Annotated in this window: 17 protein-coding genes; 5 read left to right on the top strand and 12 right to left on the bottom strand. The window is 63.1% G+C overall.

Annotation, left to right across the window (positions count from 1 at the left end; genetic code table 11):
- Positions 1-70: 70 nt before the first annotated feature.
- The 5 genes from PMN64_RS35985 to PMN64_RS35965 form a co-directional block, all read right to left on the bottom strand.
- Positions 71-1,711, bottom strand: a complete 1,641-nt coding sequence (locus PMN64_RS35985; RefSeq protein WP_411784151.1) for a lysine--tRNA ligase — start codon at positions 1,709-1,711, stop codon at positions 71-73.
- Positions 1,712-1,870: 159 nt separating this feature from the next.
- Positions 1,871-2,899, bottom strand: coding sequence for a transporter substrate-binding domain-containing protein (locus tag PMN64_RS35980; protein WP_411784148.1), 1,029 nt, complete (start codon positions 2,897-2,899; stop codon positions 1,871-1,873).
- Positions 2,900-2,990: 91 nt separating this feature from the next.
- Entirely contained in the window at positions 2,991-3,581 is a 591-nt protein-coding gene (locus PMN64_RS35975) for an SCO family protein (protein ID WP_028339030.1), read from the bottom strand.
- 18 nt (positions 3,582-3,599) lie between these two features.
- Positions 3,600-3,788: a hypothetical protein gene (locus tag PMN64_RS35970; protein ID WP_411784147.1), complete on the bottom strand. Its 189-nt coding sequence runs from the start codon at positions 3,786-3,788 to the stop codon at positions 3,600-3,602.
- Between the two features lie 155 nt (positions 3,789-3,943).
- Positions 3,944-4,411, bottom strand: a complete 468-nt coding sequence (locus PMN64_RS35965; protein ID WP_028339032.1) for a hypothetical protein — start codon at positions 4,409-4,411, stop codon at positions 3,944-3,946.
- A 279-nt stretch (positions 4,412-4,690) separates the two neighbouring features.
- On the opposite strand from PMN64_RS35965, the gene PMN64_RS35960 reads away from it, so the two are divergent.
- Positions 4,691-6,349 carry an FAD-binding dehydrogenase gene (locus tag PMN64_RS35960; protein WP_411784145.1) on the top strand — a complete coding sequence of 553 codons (1,659 nt, stop codon included), beginning with the start codon at positions 4,691-4,693 and terminating at the stop codon, positions 6,347-6,349.
- Between the two features lie 96 nt (positions 6,350-6,445).
- Here the strand turns inward: PMN64_RS35960 and PMN64_RS35955 are convergent, their stop codons facing one another.
- A complete protein-coding gene (locus PMN64_RS35955; protein WP_038384505.1) occupies positions 6,446-6,805 on the bottom strand; it encodes a hypothetical protein in 360 nt (119 codons plus the stop codon).
- 241 nt (positions 6,806-7,046) lie between these two features.
- Positions 7,047-7,394, bottom strand: a complete 348-nt coding sequence (locus PMN64_RS35950; protein ID WP_194458128.1) for a winged helix-turn-helix transcriptional regulator — start codon at positions 7,392-7,394, stop codon at positions 7,047-7,049.
- A gap of 105 nt (positions 7,395-7,499) precedes the next feature.
- Here PMN64_RS35950 and PMN64_RS35945 point away from each other — a divergent pair, with 105 nt between their 5' ends.
- Positions 7,500-8,951 carry a CDGSH iron-sulfur domain-containing protein gene (locus tag PMN64_RS35945; RefSeq protein WP_411784143.1) on the top strand — a complete coding sequence of 484 codons (1,452 nt, stop codon included), beginning with the start codon at positions 7,500-7,502 and terminating at the stop codon, positions 8,949-8,951.
- A 533-nt stretch (positions 8,952-9,484) separates the two neighbouring features.
- Complete coding sequence (locus tag PMN64_RS35940; protein ID WP_304497504.1) at positions 9,485-10,054, top strand: TMEM175 family protein; 570 nt, start codon at positions 9,485-9,487, stop codon at positions 10,052-10,054.
- Positions 10,055-10,242: 188 nt separating this feature from the next.
- On the opposite strand, the gene PMN64_RS35935 is transcribed toward PMN64_RS35940, so the two are convergent.
- The 4 genes from PMN64_RS35935 to PMN64_RS35920 form a co-directional block, all read right to left on the bottom strand.
- Positions 10,243-11,097, bottom strand: a complete 855-nt coding sequence (locus PMN64_RS35935; protein ID WP_411784141.1) for an alpha/beta fold hydrolase — start codon at positions 11,095-11,097, stop codon at positions 10,243-10,245.
- Between the two features lie 133 nt (positions 11,098-11,230).
- Positions 11,231-11,686, bottom strand: a complete 456-nt coding sequence (locus tag PMN64_RS35930) for a VOC family protein (RefSeq protein WP_411784139.1) — start codon at positions 11,684-11,686, stop codon at positions 11,231-11,233.
- 117 nt (positions 11,687-11,803) lie between these two features.
- Positions 11,804-13,567 (bottom strand): MOSC domain-containing protein, encoded by a 1,764-nt coding sequence (locus PMN64_RS35925; protein WP_411784137.1) that lies wholly within the window; start codon positions 13,565-13,567, stop codon positions 11,804-11,806.
- Between the two features lie 36 nt (positions 13,568-13,603).
- Positions 13,604-14,482, bottom strand: a complete 879-nt coding sequence (locus PMN64_RS35920; protein WP_304497508.1) for a DUF427 domain-containing protein — start codon at positions 14,480-14,482, stop codon at positions 13,604-13,606.
- Between the two features lie 447 nt (positions 14,483-14,929).
- Here PMN64_RS35920 and PMN64_RS35915 point away from each other — a divergent pair, with 447 nt between their 5' ends.
- Positions 14,930-15,280 (top strand): RidA family protein, encoded by a 351-nt coding sequence (locus PMN64_RS35915; RefSeq protein ID WP_028339041.1) that lies wholly within the window; start codon positions 14,930-14,932, stop codon positions 15,278-15,280.
- A gap of 88 nt (positions 15,281-15,368) precedes the next feature.
- Here the strand turns inward: PMN64_RS35915 and PMN64_RS35910 are convergent, their stop codons facing one another.
- Positions 15,369-16,364, bottom strand: coding sequence for an alpha/beta fold hydrolase (locus tag PMN64_RS35910; protein WP_411784153.1), 996 nt, complete (start codon positions 16,362-16,364; stop codon positions 15,369-15,371).
- 55 nt (positions 16,365-16,419) lie between these two features.
- Between PMN64_RS35910 and PMN64_RS35905 the strand changes: the two genes are divergently transcribed.
- Positions 16,420-16,718, top strand: a 299-nt coding sequence (locus PMN64_RS35905) for a hypothetical protein (RefSeq protein WP_411784135.1), incomplete at its 3' end; no start/stop codon positions are given.

The raw sequence follows: 16,718 nt of genomic DNA, 5'->3' as shown, positions 1-16,718 counted from the left end.
GCTGTTGCGCGCCACCAGCGACGGCCTGCGCGACGCGGCGCAGGCCAAGCCGCGATGAGCGGCGCGATCCCTACGACGACCGCGCCAGCGCGCCGTCGATCATGTTGACCGCGTTCTGCACGCCGTAGACCGCGACGAAGGAGCCGAAGCGCGGGCCCTTCTCCTGGCCGAGCAGCACCTGGTAGAGCATGTTGAACCAGTCGAGCGAGACGCCGGGACGGCCGTCCTTGCCCTTCTTGACCATGTCGAGGAACGGCTCGCGGCGGCCGATCTCATAGACCACGTTCTGGATGTCTTCCGCGGTCGCGTTCGCCGGCATGTTGGCGAGCGCATCGCGCAGATCCTGCAGCGCGGCGCGCTCTCCGTCGGTCGGCTCGCGGAACTGCTTGGTCGGCGCCACGAAGTCGCGATAGTAGTTGATGGCGTAGCCGACCATCGCGTCGAGCTTCGGATGGGTCTGCGGCGTCACGCCCGGCCGGTAGCGGCCGATGAAGCCCCACAACGTCTCGGCATTCTCCGCGTTCGACGACGACACCAGCGTCAGCAGCAGCTGGAAGGTGACCGGCATATCGGCCTGCGGCGGCTTGCCGGAATGGATGTGCCAGACCGGATTTTGCAGCTGCTGCCGCGCTTCCTGCCGCGTGAAGCCGTCGAGGAATTGCTGGTAGTCGTCGACATTGCGCGGGATGACGTCGAAATAGAGCCGCTTCGCCGCCTTGGGCTCGCGATACATGAACAGCGACAGCGATTCCGGCGAGGCGTAGCGCAGCCACTCGTCGATCGTCAGGCCGTTGCCCTTCGACTTCGAGATCTTCTGCCCCTTCTCGTCGAGGAACAGTTCGTAGTTGAAGCCTTCCGGCGGCGTGCCGCCGAGCGCCGAGCAGATCTTGCCCGACAGCTTCACCGAGTCGATCAAATCCTTGCCGGCCATTTCATAGTCGACGCCGAGCGCGTACCAGCGCATCGCCCAGTCCGGCTTCCATTGCAGCTTGCAGCGGCCGCCGGTGACGGGAACCGTGACGCTCTCCTTGGTATCGGGATCTTCGTAGGAGATCGTGCCGGCCCTGGCGTCGTGCGCCGTCACCGGCACGTAGAGCACGAGGCCGGTGCGCGGACAGATCGGCAGGAACGGCGAGTAGCTCGCCGCGCGCTCCTCGCGCAGCGACGGCAGCATGATCGCCATCACCTTCTCGATCCGCTCCAGCATGCGCAGCAGCGCGGCATCGAAGCGGCCGGAGGTGTAGTACTCGGTCGAGCTCGCGAATTCGTAGTCGAAGCCGAACTGGTCGAGGAAGGCGCGCAGCCGCGCATTGTTGTGCTGGCCGAAGCTCGGATGGGTGCCGAACGGATCGGGCACCTTGGTCAGCGGCTTGCCGAGATGCTGCTCCAGCAGCTCCTTGTTCGGCACGTTGTCCGGCACCTTGCGCAGGCCGTCCATGTCGTCGGAGAAGGCGAGCAGGCGGGTCTTGATCTTGTCCTCGGTGAGCACGCGGAAGGCGTGGCGCACCATCGTGGTGCGCGCGACCTCGCCGAAGGTGCCGATATGCGGCAGGCCCGACGGGCCGTAGCCGGTCTCGAACAGCACCTCGTCCTTGGGATTTTTCTTCAGCCGCGCCACAATCGCTTTCGCCTGCTCGAACGGCCAAGCGTTGGATTGTTCAGCGAGCGCCCGCAGGTCGCTCGGGCTGGCAGAAGGATCAATCACGGACATTCCTCAGGTTCTCTCCAAAAAGGCCGCGAAAACTAACGCTTTCGCGGCAAAATGCAAAACGACGGGAAGTTTGTCGTCATTCCGGGGCGATGCGCAGCATCGAACCCGGAATCTCGAGATTCCGGGTCTGGTCCTACGGACCATCCCGGAATGACGAACTCAGAACGGGCTGACCGAGAAATAGCGCAGCCACAGATCGGTGAAGCGGCCTTTTTCCCAAATCCGGAACAGCGCCCAGTTCAGCGACTGCCGGAGCAGATCGTTGCCCTTGCGGACGGCGATGCCGACGCCCTCGCCGAAATAGCGGCTCTCGACAAAGGGGCCGCCGGAAAACGCGCAGCATTCGGCGGAATCGGTGCCGTTGATCCAGAACGCGAGCGAGATCGCATCGCCGAAGATGAAGTCGACCTCGCCGCGGCGCAGCGCCGCGCGCAGCGCGTCGTTATCCGGAAAGGAATGGATCTCGGCGTCGGTGAACATCGCCTTGAGGTAGGCCTCGTGCGAGGTACCGGCGATGACGCCGACCTTCTTGCCCTCGAGATATTCCGGGCGGATTTCCGGCATCGCGTTGTCACGGCGCGACACGAAGCGCGCCGGCGCGCGGTAATAGGGATCGGTGAAATCGACCTTGGCGCGCAGCTGCGGCGTCACGGCCATCGACGCGATGATGGCATCGCCACGGTTGGTCGCCAGGGCATCGATCAGGGTCTCGAAGCGGCGCATCTGGATGGTGCAGGTGACCTTGATCTCGTCGCAGAGCGAACGCGCCAGGTCGACGTTGAAACCGGCCGGATTGCCGTCGGGACCGGTGAAATTGAACGGCGGATAGTCGGTCTCGGTCAGGAAGCGGATCACGGTGAGGCGCGACAGGTCCGGGCGGTCCGGCCGGCGCCGCGGGTCCCAGAAACCCGGCACCGCCTGCGGCGCGGCCTCGGCGGCGGCCTTGGGCGGCAGGGTCGGGGCTGGCTGGGTTGCCGCTGGGGCCGCAGGCGCTGCCTGCGGTGCAGCCGGCGCCGGTCTGGTCGGCGGAGCCGGCGCAGGGGCCGTCTTGGCCGCCGGTGGTTGCGCTGGAGGCGTCTGCCCGATCGCAGGACCCGCCATGGCTAGCAAGGCAGCCGCGATCATGCCCGCGGCCAGGCGACGCTGGCGGGAGCGGACGGCAAAGAGCTGGGCGGACAAGTCTGGCATAACCGGCAATTTCAGGAAATCGAACGGCTTATAGCCGAATCGGCGCCTGAAGCGAGCGCCGATTGGGTTAATTCTGAACCGGAAATGGCGATCAGAGATACCGTTTGAGATCGGCCGCCGCCTCTTCCGGCGTCCGTTTCAGATTGAACGGCGCGACGAAATGACCGTCGCGGTCCATCAGATAGATCAGCGCGGTGTGGTCCATCGTGTAGTCGCCATCCTTCAGCGGCACTTTCTTGGCGTAGACACGATAGCTCGACAGCACCTTGGCGATCGCGGCGGGATCGCCGGTCAGGCCCTTGAGGTGCGGATCGAAGCTCGACAGGTAATCCTTCATCGCGGTGGCGGTGTCGCGTTCCGGATCGACCGAGACGAAATAGGCATTCACGCGATCGGCGTCCTTGCCCATGGCCTTCAGCACCTCCGAGATCTCGAACAGCGAGGTCGGGCAGATGTCCGGGCAATGGGTGAATCCGAAGAAAATCAGGGTCGGCTTGCCCTGGAGATTCTTGTCGGTGACCGTCTGGCCGGATTGGTCGGTGAGTTGGAACGACCCGCCGATCGCGGCCGGCGCGGCAACGGTGCGCAAGCCGCCGATCGCCCACAGCATGAGGAACAAGCCGACCGCCAGACTGCCCGCGAAGGCAGCGAAGATCACCAATGGGCGCGTGGTCCGGGGCATGATGCGAAGGCGTCCTTGTCAGAAGCAGGCGGAGATGCCGGCCGTGATCATTTCGAAAAACACCGCGGTCCCGTAGTGGAACCAGAGCGCGGCGGCGGCAAGCAGGGCCAATCCGCCGATAGCGGCCGCACCCCACAGGATCGCAGACGCTACCCGGCCCTGCGGAGCCGTTACGAGCTCGGATCGGGTGGAGATCGGCTGAACCATGAGGCTGAGATAAGCCCGGTTCCGGCAGGCAGCAAGCGCAATGGCGCTCGCAGGCCGTCAAATGATGGCGAGCGATTCCGATGCCTGCTGGTCCATCCCCCGGCGTATGACCAAGCCAATGGCCGACGAGCGTCAAACAGAGACGCAGCCGGAGCTTAGTGCGCGGGCTTCGGCGCCGAGGCCTGGGCGTTGAGGTAGCACGGCTTGTACAGCGCCTGCAGTTGCTTGCCGCGCAGGAAGATCATGCGCCGGGTCAGGCCACCACGCTCCGAAATCCATCTGCGTACCGCCGGCGGATACATCAGGTACAGCATATGGGTGGCTTCGGGATTGGGCACCGGGCGGCCGTTGTCGCCGTAGTCCCAGGCGGCGTGGAAGCCGAGGCTGGCGTGCGAGGTCACACAAATCCGGTCGTGAGGAACCTTGCCGAGCACGATGGTGCAGGCCGAGGCGCACAGCCCGTCGATGATGACCGTCTCGCCCGACGTCCGCAGGTCCTGATACCTGTCGACATAGACGCCGATCTTGCCGCCGCGATCGTCGGCGATCCTAACTACAGCTTGAGACGTCCCCATTCCCGCCAGCAGGAGAACCGCAGCGAGCAACCCCGTCATCAACTTCATTTTGGCCAGCCCCAGTCGAAACCGAATCTGTTTGGTCTGTGATGCAAGACAATCGTGAGCGTGTTGCGCGCGCGTATTTTTGTCCAGACGAGCGAAGCCGGTCAAAACAAATTCAAATTGGGTGTTGCGCGCACGCTGCAGTGGGACTGGGGAAAGGTCCCAAACTGGAACAGCGTGGCGCGCGTGCTTGGTGCTCCGCCGCCACAGGCAAGGTCCATTTGGCGTTGACCGCACGCAATGAGGCGGTCTTGAATCCCGGTGGGACCGGGGGACTCAAACATGGCTGACGATGCAGATGTGATCGTGGTTGGCGCGGGGCTTGCCGGTCTCGTGGCCGCAACCGAGATCGCCGACGCAGGCAAGCGCGTCATCGTGCTCGACCAGGAAGGGGAACAAAGCATCGGCGGCCAGGCCTTCTGGTCGTTTGGCGGCCTGTTCCTGGTCGATTCGCCGGAGCAGCGCCGGCTCGGCATCAGGGATTCCGCAGACCTCGCACTGCAGGACTGGATGGGCACCGCCGGTTTCGATCGCGAGGAGGATTACTGGCCGCGCAAATGGGCTGAAGCCTATGTCGCATTCGCGGCCGGAGAGAAACGCGACTGGCTACGCGCGATGGGCCATCGCATCTTCCCGGTGGTCGGCTGGGCCGAGCGCGGCGGTTACGACGCGATGGGCCATGGCAATTCGGTGCCGCGCTTCCACGTCACCTGGGGCACCGGACCCGGCATCGTCGAGCCGTTCGAGCGCCGCGCGCGCGAGGCCGCGAAAAGCGGACGGCTGATATTCAAGTTCCGCCATCGCGTCGATGCGCTCAGCATCACCAACGGTGTGGTCGACGGCGTCAGCGGCGCGATCCTGGAACCGACCTCGGTCGAGCGCGGCAAGAGTTCCTCGCGCGAGGTCGTCGGCGATTTTTCCTTCCGCGCGCAGGCCGTGATCGTCGCGTCCGGCGGCATCGGCGGCAATCATGATCTGGTGCGGCAGAACTGGCCGAAGCGGCTCGGCGAGCCGCCCAAGTTCATGATCTCCGGCGTGCCCGAACATGTCGACGGTCGCATGATCGGCATCACCGAGGCTGCGGGCGGGCGGCTGATCAACCGCGACCGCATGTGGCACTACGTCGAAGGCATCCGGAACTGGAACCCGATCTGGCCGCGTCACGGCATCCGGATCCTGCCGGGACCGTCGTCGCTGTGGTTCGACGCGTCAGGCAAACGGCTGCCGGCGCCGCTGTTCCCGGGCTCCGACACGCTCGGGCAACTGCACTACATCATGGGCACCGGTTACGATTATTCGTGGTTCATCCTGACCCAGAGCATCATCAAGAAGGAGTTCGCGCTGTCCGGCTCCGAGCAGAACCCCGACCTCACCGGCAAGAGCTGGCGCATGACGATCAAGCGCGCCACCAACAAGGGCGCGCCGGCGCCGGTGGAGGCGTTCAAGCAGCACGGCGCCGACTTCATCGTGCGCGACAATCTCGCCGATCTCATCAGTGCCATGAACAAGCTCGCAGGCAACGATCTGTTGCAGCTCGACGCCGTCAAGGCGCAGATCGAGGCGCGCGACCGCGAGATCACCAACCCCTATGTCAAGGATGCGCAGGTGATGAACCTGCACAATGCGCGGCGCTATATCGGCGACAGGCTGATCCGCACCGCGAAGCCGCACCGCATCCTCGATCCCGAGCACGGCCCGCTGATCGCGGTGAAGCTCAACATTCTCACCCGCAAGACGCTCGGCGGGTTCGAGACCGATCTCGATTCGCGCGTATTCGGCAACGATCACCAGATCATCCGCGGGCTCTACGCGGCCGGCGAAGCCGCCGGCTTCGGCGGCGGCGGCGTGCACGGCTATCGCTCGCTGGAAGGCACGTTCCTCGGCGGCTGCCTGTTCTCGGGCCGCAACGCAGGGCGCGCGGCAGCGAAGGCGGTGAACTAAAGCGCGCCTTTCCCTGATGCGGGCGTTGAGGCCCGTCGGCGAGAACCGGCGGGCCTCGATTTGCTGAGTCCGAATTGCTTCAGGCTGAGAATTTGTTCAGGCCGTCTTGGTGAAAAGCGTCAGGATGCCGTTGGTGAGATTGACCGCGACAACTTGTGCCGAGCTCAGGCCCTTCGCCTTCAGCGCGGACACTGCTTCTTCAGACGCGTCGATGGAACCGCGAAGGTTCCGCAGGTCGTCTTCGCTTGCCTTTGCGACGACTGCCTCGACCTTTGACCGGGCGTCGGGCTTGAGTTCCTTGATGTCCACGACCTGGATGCTCCGGATGGCGGTGGGCTGATCAGATTGAGCCTGCGGCATCGCCTTCGGTTGCGTTCCCTGCACCTGCGCCCAAGCAGGTGTTCCGAGCGAGAGCGCCGCAACGATGACGGACGCCGTAGAGATGCGGATGCGCATGACTATTCCTTGTGTTGATTACCCCCAACGTCCCGCGACAACGGGCTTTCCTTGATTAAGGTTCCGCCGGAAATCCGCTCTCTGGACTGGTGCTTATGCGACCGTCGCCGGGGGCGCCGGCAAAATATCGAAAACAACCCCATGCAAAGGTGCCGGTGGTGGCCAGCGTTCGACCAAGCAACTTGACACGTCGGGCAACTCAGACGTATTCTTCTAATATTCCGAAATTGCGCATCTTGCTCTAGTCTGCCTCCGCGCCGAGGAAGCGGACGCCGAACGTGTCGGCGTTGGCCTCGCCCCAATCGTAGAGTGCCTGCAGCATCGGCTTCAGCATCTCGCCGCGTTTGGTCAGGCAATAGCGCGAGGAGCCGCCGCCGCGCTCCTGCCTGACGAAGCCTGAATTGCAGAGATCGCGCAGGCGTTCGGTCAACACCTTGTCGCTGAGCTGCGGGATGTCGTGGCGCAATTCGCCATAGCGCATCGGCCGGACCTTGAGCCGGCTCAGGATCACCGTCTTCCATTTGCCGCTGAGCTGATCGATCGAGAACTCGACCGGGCAACCATATTTGCGCTTGGTCTTGCGGATCATTGCAACTCTCCCGCGGCACTTTCCATCTGGTTCGTTGAGAGCCGCCATCGATCCATCTAAGCACGCTTGGCACGGGTTGGGCGAGTTCAGGGATCATTGCAAGGCATGACAGACGACAATTCCGCCCAGGGTCCAAGCGACAAGCAACAGCCGCGCAAGCGCATCGTCGTCAGACGCAACGGACCTTACGAACCCAACCCTGACATTCCGATCGTCGATCATCTCGGCGTGCCGATCGCAGCCGCGGCGCCGGTGCGGCTCTGCCGCTGCGGACAATCGCAGACCAAGCCGTTCTGCGACGACAGCCACGCCGCGCGCGGCTTCACCGACGCCAGGGATCCGCGGCGCGTAGCGGACAGGCTCGAGGTCTATGCCGGGCAGCAGGCGTTCGTGTTCGACAATCGCGGCACCTGCGCGCATTCCGGCTTCTGCACCGACCGGCTCACCTCCGTGTTTCGTCTCGGCGAAGAGCCGTTCATTGCGCCGAGCGGCGCACGCTTGGACGATCTCATCAACGCGGTGCGCAGGTGCCCGTCGGGGGCACTCGGCATCGGCATTGGCCCGGAGCGTGACGCCAGCCTGTCCGATGTCAACCGGCTGCCGCAGATCGAAGTGTCGAAGGACGGGCCCTATCGCGTCACCGGCCATGTCGAGCTGGTCGATGAGAATGGCACGACAATCGTGCAGAACGCGGGCGCGTCGCAGGAGCATGTCAGCCTGTGCCGCTGCGGCGCGTCGCTGAACAAGCCGTTTTGCAGCGGCATGCACTGGAATGTCGAATTTCGCGATCCCGTTCCCGATCCGATGCGCGAGCCGACGCTGTTCGAATGGGCCGGCGGCTATCCGGCGCTGCTCGACATGACGCGCATCTTCTACAGCCGCTACGTGCCGGAAGATCCGCTGCTCGGGCCGCTGTTCGCCGAGATGTCGCCGGACCACCCCGAACGGGTGGCGGCGTGGCTCAGCGAAGTGTTCGGCGGCCCGCGCTTCTACACCGAACGCTATGGCGGCTATCGGCGGATGGTATCGCAGCACATCGGCAAGGAGATCCGGCCGGAGCAGCGCGCATTGTGGGCGACCTACATGGTGCAGAGCGCCGACGATGCCGGCTTGCCGACCGATCCGGAATTCCGCGCCGCCTTCGTCGCCTATATCGAATGGGGCTCGCGGATCGCGGTCGAGAATTCCGGTGTCGGCGCAACACCGCCGCGGAACATGCCGGTGCCGCGATGGTGGTGGGTCTGCAACGCAACGCCGGCCGCACGGCCGTCCGCAACCGCGAGCGATGCGCAGGCCGCGAACGAGATCAGCGTGGCACTCCCTGGTCCCGACGAGGCCGTGCAGTTCGAACAGCACATCCGGCCGCTGTTCCGGCCGATGGATCGCAGTTCGATGCTGTTCGCCTTCGATCTCTGGAAGGAGGCGGATGTCGCCAGGCACGGCCATCAAATTCTGGCACGACTCGAGGCCGGGACCATGCCCTGCGACGGCGCCTGGCCGGCCGAGCGAGTGGCGCTGTTCGCGCGCTGGGCGAACGCGCTGAAGACAGTAACCTAGGTCCGTGCACCCATAATTCGGCCGGGCTGACGGCTCGCAAGAGTCCACTATGCCCCGGTAGCGATCAAATTCCGCATCGAAAAATGACGCGATGGGCCAGAAGCGGTCAACCCAGCCTGGCTGGTGTTTGCACGATCACTGTCAATAGCCGAAAATCATTCGTAGCTGCGTTCTTGTTAGGCCCAGCGAAAGTCGCTCGACTGGTTTTCCTGCGGATCGCCATGTCGCACGGCCTCGAGTTCGATTCTTCACGACGCCCGGGGGTCGTCAAATGGAGCCTGTCGACCGACCCAATGGCCTGGAATTTGACTGGCGAGTTTCTATTCAAGGATATCGTCTTGCTTTGTGTCTGCGCCGTGTTGTTCCTGGCCTCTTTGCCGCAGACCGTTGTAAAATCACGGACCACCTAGACCGGCCGCAGACGTGCTGGATTCTGTGGGCGACCTATGGCCCCGTGCGCGGCCGCTGGCCAATTGACGCAAACAGCTTGCTCTGCAAACCTCACCTAGCTTCGCGCGATAGGAGGGCGGACCGTGCTGCAAAGAGCGACACCGGAGCGACTGAGCACGTTCTCCGACGGTGTGTTCGCCGTGCTCATCACGGTGCTGGTGTTGGAATTGAGACCGCCCGAGCGGCCTACTTTCGAAGCGTTGCTGGCTCTCTGGCCGACCTGGCTGAGCTATGCGGTGAGTTACGTCTTCATCGCGATCGTCTGGGTCAATCACCACCACCTGATGCGCTACGCCAGTGAGGCTACGCCGAGCCTCTTGTGGTTCAATTTTGCGCATCTGTTTTCGATGTCGCTGCTTCCGCTCTCCACGGCCTGGATGGCGGTGAGCGAGCTCGCGCCACAGCCGGTGGCTTTCTACGCGGCGGTCTTCTTTCTGGTCAACGCGACCTATATCGCGCTGATCTGGGAGCTCATCGATCGGACGCCACACGGGGACATCCCACCAAAGGTGCGCAGGATCATGCGGGTGCGGTCGCTGACGACGTTGTGCCTCTTCGGTGTGGCAGCAGTCGCGGCGCTGAGGTACCCACTTGTCGGCCTTGGAATCTGCATCTGCTGTCTCATCGTCTATCTGAGGCCAGAACCGACTTAGGCTCAGAAGCAGCACACCGAGCAGAAGCAGCTATTCCAGGTCGTTCTGCCGCGACTTTGATTCGGGCTATAGTGTCTTATCGGCGCCACGCATAACGACCTGAGGGCGTCATTTGGTAAACGACGCTGCAGCGCCTTCGCATCGTCCAACATGTTCCGATGGAAACCCGGAACAATGTCGTTGCAGATTCAAAGTGCTAAGAATTCGCGGATCTTTGTCGCGATCTCGCTCACATGGGTCTCAAGCGCAAAGTGGCCCGTTTCGAAGAAATGGATCATGGCGCCGGGAATATCGCGCCTGAACGCCTCGGCACCGCGTGGCAGGAAAAAGGGATCGTTCTTTCCCCAGACGGCCAGGAAACGTGGCTGGTGAGCCCGGAAATAGTTTTGGAAAGTCGGATACAGCGCGACGTTGCTCTTGTAGTCGCCCAAGAGATCCAACTGAATTTCGTCGGCGCCTGTGCGGGCCAAATAGAAGTTGTCGAGCGAATAGCCGTCCGGAGAAATCGCGGTCACGTCTGGCGCACCGTGCGTATACTGCCAGCGCGTCGTCTCTGGTGCCAGGAAGCTGCGGAGCACTTCTCGGTTGGACGGAGACGACTCTTGCCAATAGTTCCGAACGGGACTCCAGCCCTCGCTCAACCCTTCCTCATACGCGTTGCCATTCTGTGAGATGATTGCGGTGATGCGATCCGGATGCCGAACGGCGAGGCGAAAGCCGACGGGGGCACCATAGTCGAAGACGTAAATCGCGAAGCGATGGAGACCAATCGCCTCGGCGAAGCGATCGATTACGTTCGCGATATTCTCGAATGTGTAAACGAAGGCGCTCCGCGGCGGCATGTCGGACTGGCCAAACCCGGGCAGGTCGGGAGCGACGAGGCGAAACTGATCCGCGAGGAGCGGGATGAGATCGCGAAACATGTGGCCGGCAGTGGGAAAGCCGTGCAACAGCAGGATCGTCGGTGCATCCTTCGGCCCAGCTTCGCGGTAGAATACTCCTATGCCATCGACATCTACTTTCCTGTAGCTGACTGCGCGCATGGGAACTCCTTTCCCTCTAGAGGTCATCGACAGGGGGGCGAGAAGAACCTAGAAAAGGGTATCCGTCCCGACCTCCTCCTGGATGCTTCTACGACGCCGCGCATGGCCAACGTCGCGAAGCGTCCACAACACGTCACAGATTGCGGTAACCTCGTTCCTGTAGCACCCAGCTGTTGCCATCCGGGTCCAAGAAATCGGCGAAGCTGGCGTAATCCCTGCGCGTGGGGTCGAGCCCGGTTGCGAAACCTCCGTCCCAGGCATCGATGGGTGTTTTGTGCCGGGCCTCACTGACTTTGACCCCACGTTCGAGCAGGCGGCTCCGCATAGCTTCAAGGTCGGTCACGACGAGATAGACATTTCGAACTGATCCGACGGGCGCGTCGGTGAGTCCGCGACGAATCTGTATCGAGCAACTCGAGCCCGGCGGAGTGAGCTGCACGACGCGGAACACGTCATTCGGCGAATAGTCGACGTCAAGCGTGAAGCCTACCTGATCGATATAGAACCGCAGCGCTCGCTCGACATCGCTCACCGGCAACGTGATCACCTCAATTGAGAGCTTCTCGACTGCTTTGCTGGTTGTGTTCATCGCGCCGCGACCCCTCTTTGGTCTGATGTTCGCCGCCCTGATCTTCCACCTGCGGCGGGTTCCTCTTCCAAGTAACCGTGGCGGTCCCTCGGCCGGAAACCGAAATCCGGCCAGGATTCATAAGTCGATCACGACGTCACGAATCGGTTGTGAGCAGCAAACGAGAAGGTTGCCGTCGGCGGGCTTCTCGAGTGGCTGGGGTCCATAGGCGACCTCGCCCGAAACCAGACCGCTCTCACAGTTGTGACAAACACCGGTCCGGCACGACCAACGGACCGGGACGTCGCACGCCTCGGCCAGCTCCAAAATGCTCTGGTAGGCTGACGCCTTCCAGTGTACGGCGATGCCACTTCGCGCGAACGATACCAGCGGACCGGTGTTGGCGTCGTCCCTGGGCAGATGTGGAGTTCGCGTCGCCGCGCCGACGACACCAGGAGTCATCGACTCGCTGCCGTTGAAGATTTCGACATGCATCCGCTCCGGGGCCACGTCCAAGGCTGCGAGCGCCTCTTTCATGTCCGCCATGAAGCGAGTCGGCCCGCAGAGGTAGACATCCGCCTCTCGCGGGATGCCGACCTTGTCGAAGACCGATCGCGACAGGTGACCGGTAGCGTCGAAATCCTCGCCCATTTTGTCGCGCGAGCCTGGCCGGCTGTAACAGACATAGCTGCGGCCGCGGGTGAGTGCGGGCATGAGCCGGCGGACTTCGGCGGCAAATGGATGGTGCTGCCGGTCGCGAGCCGTGTGCAGCCACAAGACCTGCCGTGTCGAGCCGCCCGCCGCCAGCGCGTACAGCATCGCCAGCACAGGCGTCGCCCCGATTCCCGCGCTGAGCAACACCACGGGCCGCTCTCCCGACTGCAGAATGAAGCTTCCCCGCGGAGAGCTGACGTCGAGAACATCGCCCATGCGGACATGCTCCCGCAGGTAGGTTCCAGCCGCCCCATCCGGCTCGACCTTCACGCTGATCCGGTAGCGCTCCGTCGAGAGGGGACCCGAGAGCGAGTAGCTGCGAAAGAGTGGCGGGCCGCCGCCGATCCGTCGAAGACGCAAGACCACGTACTGACCGGGCAGAGCCTGTCGCAGCGGCTGACCGTCCGGATGCCGCATCGACAGGGAGAGGACGTCCGCGGACTCCTGATCTATCGCTGCCACCGCGAGCGGCTGAAATCCTGGTGCAACCGGATGCGCAGCCGCTGCCGGCGCGAGCCCTGCGTTGCCGCTTCCCGCGCCAGTCGTCTGATTCTGCAGTAACGCCTCAAACGACACGCGCCATCCGGGCGAAAGCGTCTCGATCCGCAAGGCGCGCTCCAGTCGATCGCGTGGATGATTGGGCAAATAGAGAAGCGCGTTGATCTCTGCGACCGTCATTCGCTCATTCGCTTCTCCCACCTTCATGATTTCGTCGCCGGCGCCTACTTCGCCTTCCTGCAGGACGCGGAAGTAGAACCCCGGACGGCCGCTGGATGTCAGCAATGCCGGCATCAGCGGCTCGTTCATCCGAATGCCGACCCGATAGCAGGTCACGCGGGGCTGAGTGACCTCGAACACTGCGCCGCCGATTTGATACCGGTCGCCGATGCCAACGGCATCGTCGGGTAATCCCTCAATCGTGAAGTTCTCGCCGAACTGTCCATGGACGAGGTCGGTCCTCTTCAGCTGTTCCTGCCAGTAGCGATACGATTCGATCTGGTAGACGAAGACGGCTCGCTGCTCACCCCCGTGGCCGCTCAGGTCACCTTGACCGTCTCCATCCAGATTCAACCGGCCGACCCGACAACGGCCACGCACGGGATTTTTCCAGATCCCGGTGTGAACAGTGCGGCCCTTCCATTCGATATCACGCGGCAGTCCGACGTTCACCGACAGCAGTCGCGCCATGTCCCGCTCCACTTTGATAGGGACCGAAGGTGCTTCCTAGCCGCCGCCATCTGGCTCATGGACCACCTCGGAAACGTCGATGTTGCGATCTGGGCCATGCGCAACCACCGCCTGGCCCGGCTCGAGATGGAGCTGGGTGCCATCGAGATGGACCGAGACGATATCCGGTTCGAACGACACTAGGTTGGAGATGCGGCGAACCTCGGGATAGGCGTCAGGATACCACCATGCCGCCAGACGTGCCTCATCGATGGAGTAGTAGCTGCAGAGCCCCTTGTATGGGCAGAAGGTCTGGAGTTTCACGGGAGTGAGGGCGGACTCATCGATGTCGGCGCGTGGAACGTACCAGCGCGGCGCGAAGCCGGACTCGTAGAGGACGAGCGGCCGCTTGGTATCGGCGATGATCCGGTCACCATGGCGGACCACGAGGTTACGGGAAGCGCGGCGGATATCGATGCGGTGGTAGGGGTCAGCGGCATGGCCCACGATTCGCTCGTCTTCTTCGTAGAAAGCGTCCATAGCCCGCCAAGCGAACGCAACGTGTGCCTGCAGTTCGCTCGCATGGGGAGGAAGGCTGGTGTGCTGCCATGCCCCTCGCGGTGCGACGTGCTGCTCGTCGGCCCGGACGCTGTACCAAGACGTGAGCCCGAGATCGGCGTGTTGGGTGGTATGCTCGGTGCGTTCAAGGACGCGCGGGGAAATGTCGGTCTCCGGAAAATAGGCGACCGGATAGCGGCCCGGTTCGAAGAACAGGAGGACGTTCTCGCTATCGGCGATCCAGGTCCCCCCGAAGCGAACGCGCATACGCCGGCGCAACCGCTCGGCGTAGAACAATCTCTTGGGCAGCGGTTCGGGCACGAGGAACCGGCCGATTGCTCCCGTTGAGAGTGGACCTTGTTGCCAGGACAGTCCCATGGTCTCCCCCATGGGTTTGATGTTCGAGCCCGCCAGCAATCTCCGAACGCAGATCCGGCAGCAAGGTTCCTCGACAGGCGTTCGTCAAATTCGCATCAATCCGAATTTGGTTGCGCGCTAATGGAGTCCACGCCCTAAAGCAGGATGTGTTTTGGTTAAATCTGCTTGCCGCGATTTCGGTTTACCTCTCCCCGGCGGGGCGAGGTAAACCTTCGGCGCCGTTCCAGCTGGACCTAATCTCATCACGCTTTGGACCGCGATTTCCATGAGGTGCGCGCTGCAAAATGCGCAGTGGCGGCGGTCGCCCTGACGCGCTAGAGGTCTGGTTCTGATCAAATCAGAACCAAAACTGTCGATCTCTTGTTTTGACGCGTTTTCTTCACGCGAACCGGTAGCCACTTCGCTTGAAAACGCTATAGACATGCCCGCCATTCAGTGGAGACCCAAATGAGCATTCAGCGTTTCGAAACCGGCCCGCGCATGAGCCAGGCCGTCGTGCACGGCAACACCGTCTATCTCGCCGGCGTCGTCGCCGGCAAGGCCGCGGGCGGCAGCGTCACCGACCAGACCAAGGACATCCTGTCGATCATCGACGGCCACCTCGCCAAGGCCGGCACCGACAAGTCGAAGCTGCTCAGCGCGACGATCTACATCACCGACATGAAGACGTTCCCGGAGATGAACGCGGTGTGGGACGGCTGGGTCTCGGAGGGTAACACCCCGGCCCGCGCCACCGTCGAGGCCAAGCTGGCGGCGCCGCAGTACAATGTCGAGATCATGGTCGTCGCGGCCAAGTAAGCGCGACAAGTAAGCGCGCCGCAAGTCGCGATAGATGTCGGATGCCCCGGATTGCAAAATCGCAGTTCGGGGCATTTCACATCACACCTCACGCGCTGATCCGCGATCGCTCGCTCGCGGTCTCGCCGAGATCAGACTGAAGCCAGCGGGCAATCCGACGCCACGAACCGGCCAAAGCCCCGCGGCCCATGAACAGGCCGAGGTGACTGCACGGCTCGGTCTCTCGTTGCAGCCACGCGGGCCGCGTGCCCAACAGCCGCATCGTCGCAAACGCCTGATCGGGCGGAACGACGATGTCGTTCTCCGCAGCGAGCAGGAAGACCGGCAGCTTCACCGCAGCAAGATCGATTTTGCGGCCAAGCGCGACGAAGTGTCCGGCCGCAATCCGGTTCTGGCGAAAGATCCAGTCGGTCACTTCAAGGTAGTAGGTACCCGGCAGATCAAGGGGATCGCTGTCCCAGTGCGTGAAACGGTCGAGCAGCGCCCGTGCATCCTCCGACTTGCGGTCGAGCCGTCGCTGCAGCGCCGCTTCCACATCAAGCATACTGAACGGGATACTCCAGACCTTCAGCATCTGCTTGCCACTGACAATCCCATCCCCCTGACGCACCAGCGCCTCGAAGCCTTGCTGCGGCAGCGAGGCGACCATCCTGGAAAGCTCTGACGGCACCGAAACGTCGACCGGGCTGCCGGCAAGCACAAGCCGCCGCACCTTGCCGGGAAAGCGCGCCGCATAGAGCAAGGACAGCCAGCCGCCCTGACAGAGACCTGCAAGGTCGACCGGCGGCCCGATCGTGTCGACGGCCACGTTGAGATCGGACAGAAAGGTGTCGATCGAGAAATATCGCATCTCCGATGCCGCCGAGCGCCAATCCGTGAGATAGAGACGCGCAACGCCAGCCTTCTGCAACGCCTCCATCAGGCTGTGGCCGGGGGCAAAATCCGCAATCTGCGCGCGATGCAGCGCATAGGGCGCGCAGACCAGCAGCGGCCGGCCTTCGGCCGCTCTTGAGAAATCCAGCACGCACATCGACGGCAGCTGAAGCGCGACCGAATGGGCTGTCGTCCAGGGCAGCGCCGCCACTTCGCCCGGCGAATCTGTCGGCTCGGGCGCACGATTGGGGTACCACTGCGAGTAGATGTCCAGCGCCAATCGCGCGGCTTCAAACGGCCATAGCCAGGCGTCCTGCGCCCAGCTGGTGCTCGCACTTCGATCCGATGGATCCGTCTTTTCGGGCAAGCTCATTCACCGATTGATCGCTACCGGGATGGTCTGGCCAACGCGGGTCACCTTCACGCTGATCAAGAGCCGACAAATTCAGGTCGGAACAGTTTACGCCAAACGGGCTGGAGCGGCAGCCACGCCGGGATGTCACGATCTCGCGACCCCGGCGCGGCTTGCTGCCAAGCAGCAAAAGTCGTCGTTTCAGCGGACTAA

This window comes from Bradyrhizobium sp. UFLA01-814 (assembly GCF_046718885.1).
In the GTDB taxonomy this organism is placed as follows: Bacteria; Pseudomonadota; Alphaproteobacteria; order Rhizobiales; family Xanthobacteraceae; genus Bradyrhizobium; species Bradyrhizobium elkanii.
This window is presented reverse-complemented; position numbering and strand designations above follow the sequence as displayed.

Coding starts and splice junctions, on each gene's coding strand:
- PMN64_RS35925 (WP_411784137.1), bottom strand. CDS start 13,567: ATGGCGCGACTGCTGTCGGTGAACGTCGGACTGCCGCGTGATATCGAA.
- PMN64_RS35920 (WP_304497508.1), bottom strand. CDS start 14,482: ATGGGACTGTCCTGGCAACAAGGTCCACTCTCAACGGGAGCAATCGGC.
- PMN64_RS35965 (WP_028339032.1), bottom strand. CDS start 4,411: ATGAAGTTGATGACGGGGTTGCTCGCTGCGGTTCTCCTGCTGGCGGGA.
- PMN64_RS35955 (WP_038384505.1), bottom strand. CDS start 6,805: ATGCGCATCCGCATCTCTACGGCGTCCGTCATCGTTGCGGCGCTCTCG.
- PMN64_RS35980 (WP_411784148.1), bottom strand. CDS start 2,899: ATGCCAGACTTGTCCGCCCAGCTCTTTGCCGTCCGCTCCCGCCAGCGT.
- PMN64_RS35915 (WP_028339041.1), top strand. CDS start 14,930: ATGAGCATTCAGCGTTTCGAAACCGGCCCGCGCATGAGCCAGGCCGTC.
- PMN64_RS35930 (WP_411784139.1), bottom strand. CDS start 11,686: ATGAACACAACCAGCAAAGCAGTCGAGAAGCTCTCAATTGAGGTGATC.
- PMN64_RS35960 (WP_411784145.1), top strand. CDS start 4,691: ATGGCTGACGATGCAGATGTGATCGTGGTTGGCGCGGGGCTTGCCGGT.
- PMN64_RS35985 (WP_411784151.1), bottom strand. CDS start 1,711: ATGTCCGTGATTGATCCTTCTGCCAGCCCGAGCGACCTGCGGGCGCTC.
- PMN64_RS35950 (WP_194458128.1), bottom strand. CDS start 7,394: ATGATCCGCAAGACCAAGCGCAAATATGGTTGCCCGGTCGAGTTCTCG.
- PMN64_RS35975 (WP_028339030.1), bottom strand. CDS start 3,581: ATGCCCCGGACCACGCGCCCATTGGTGATCTTCGCTGCCTTCGCGGGC.
- PMN64_RS35935 (WP_411784141.1), bottom strand. CDS start 11,097: ATGCGCGCAGTCAGCTACAGGAAAGTAGATGTCGATGGCATAGGAGTA.
- PMN64_RS35945 (WP_411784143.1), top strand. CDS start 7,500: ATGACAGACGACAATTCCGCCCAGGGTCCAAGCGACAAGCAACAGCCG.
- PMN64_RS35970 (WP_411784147.1), bottom strand. CDS start 3,788: ATGGTTCAGCCGATCTCCACCCGATCCGAGCTCGTAACGGCTCCGCAG.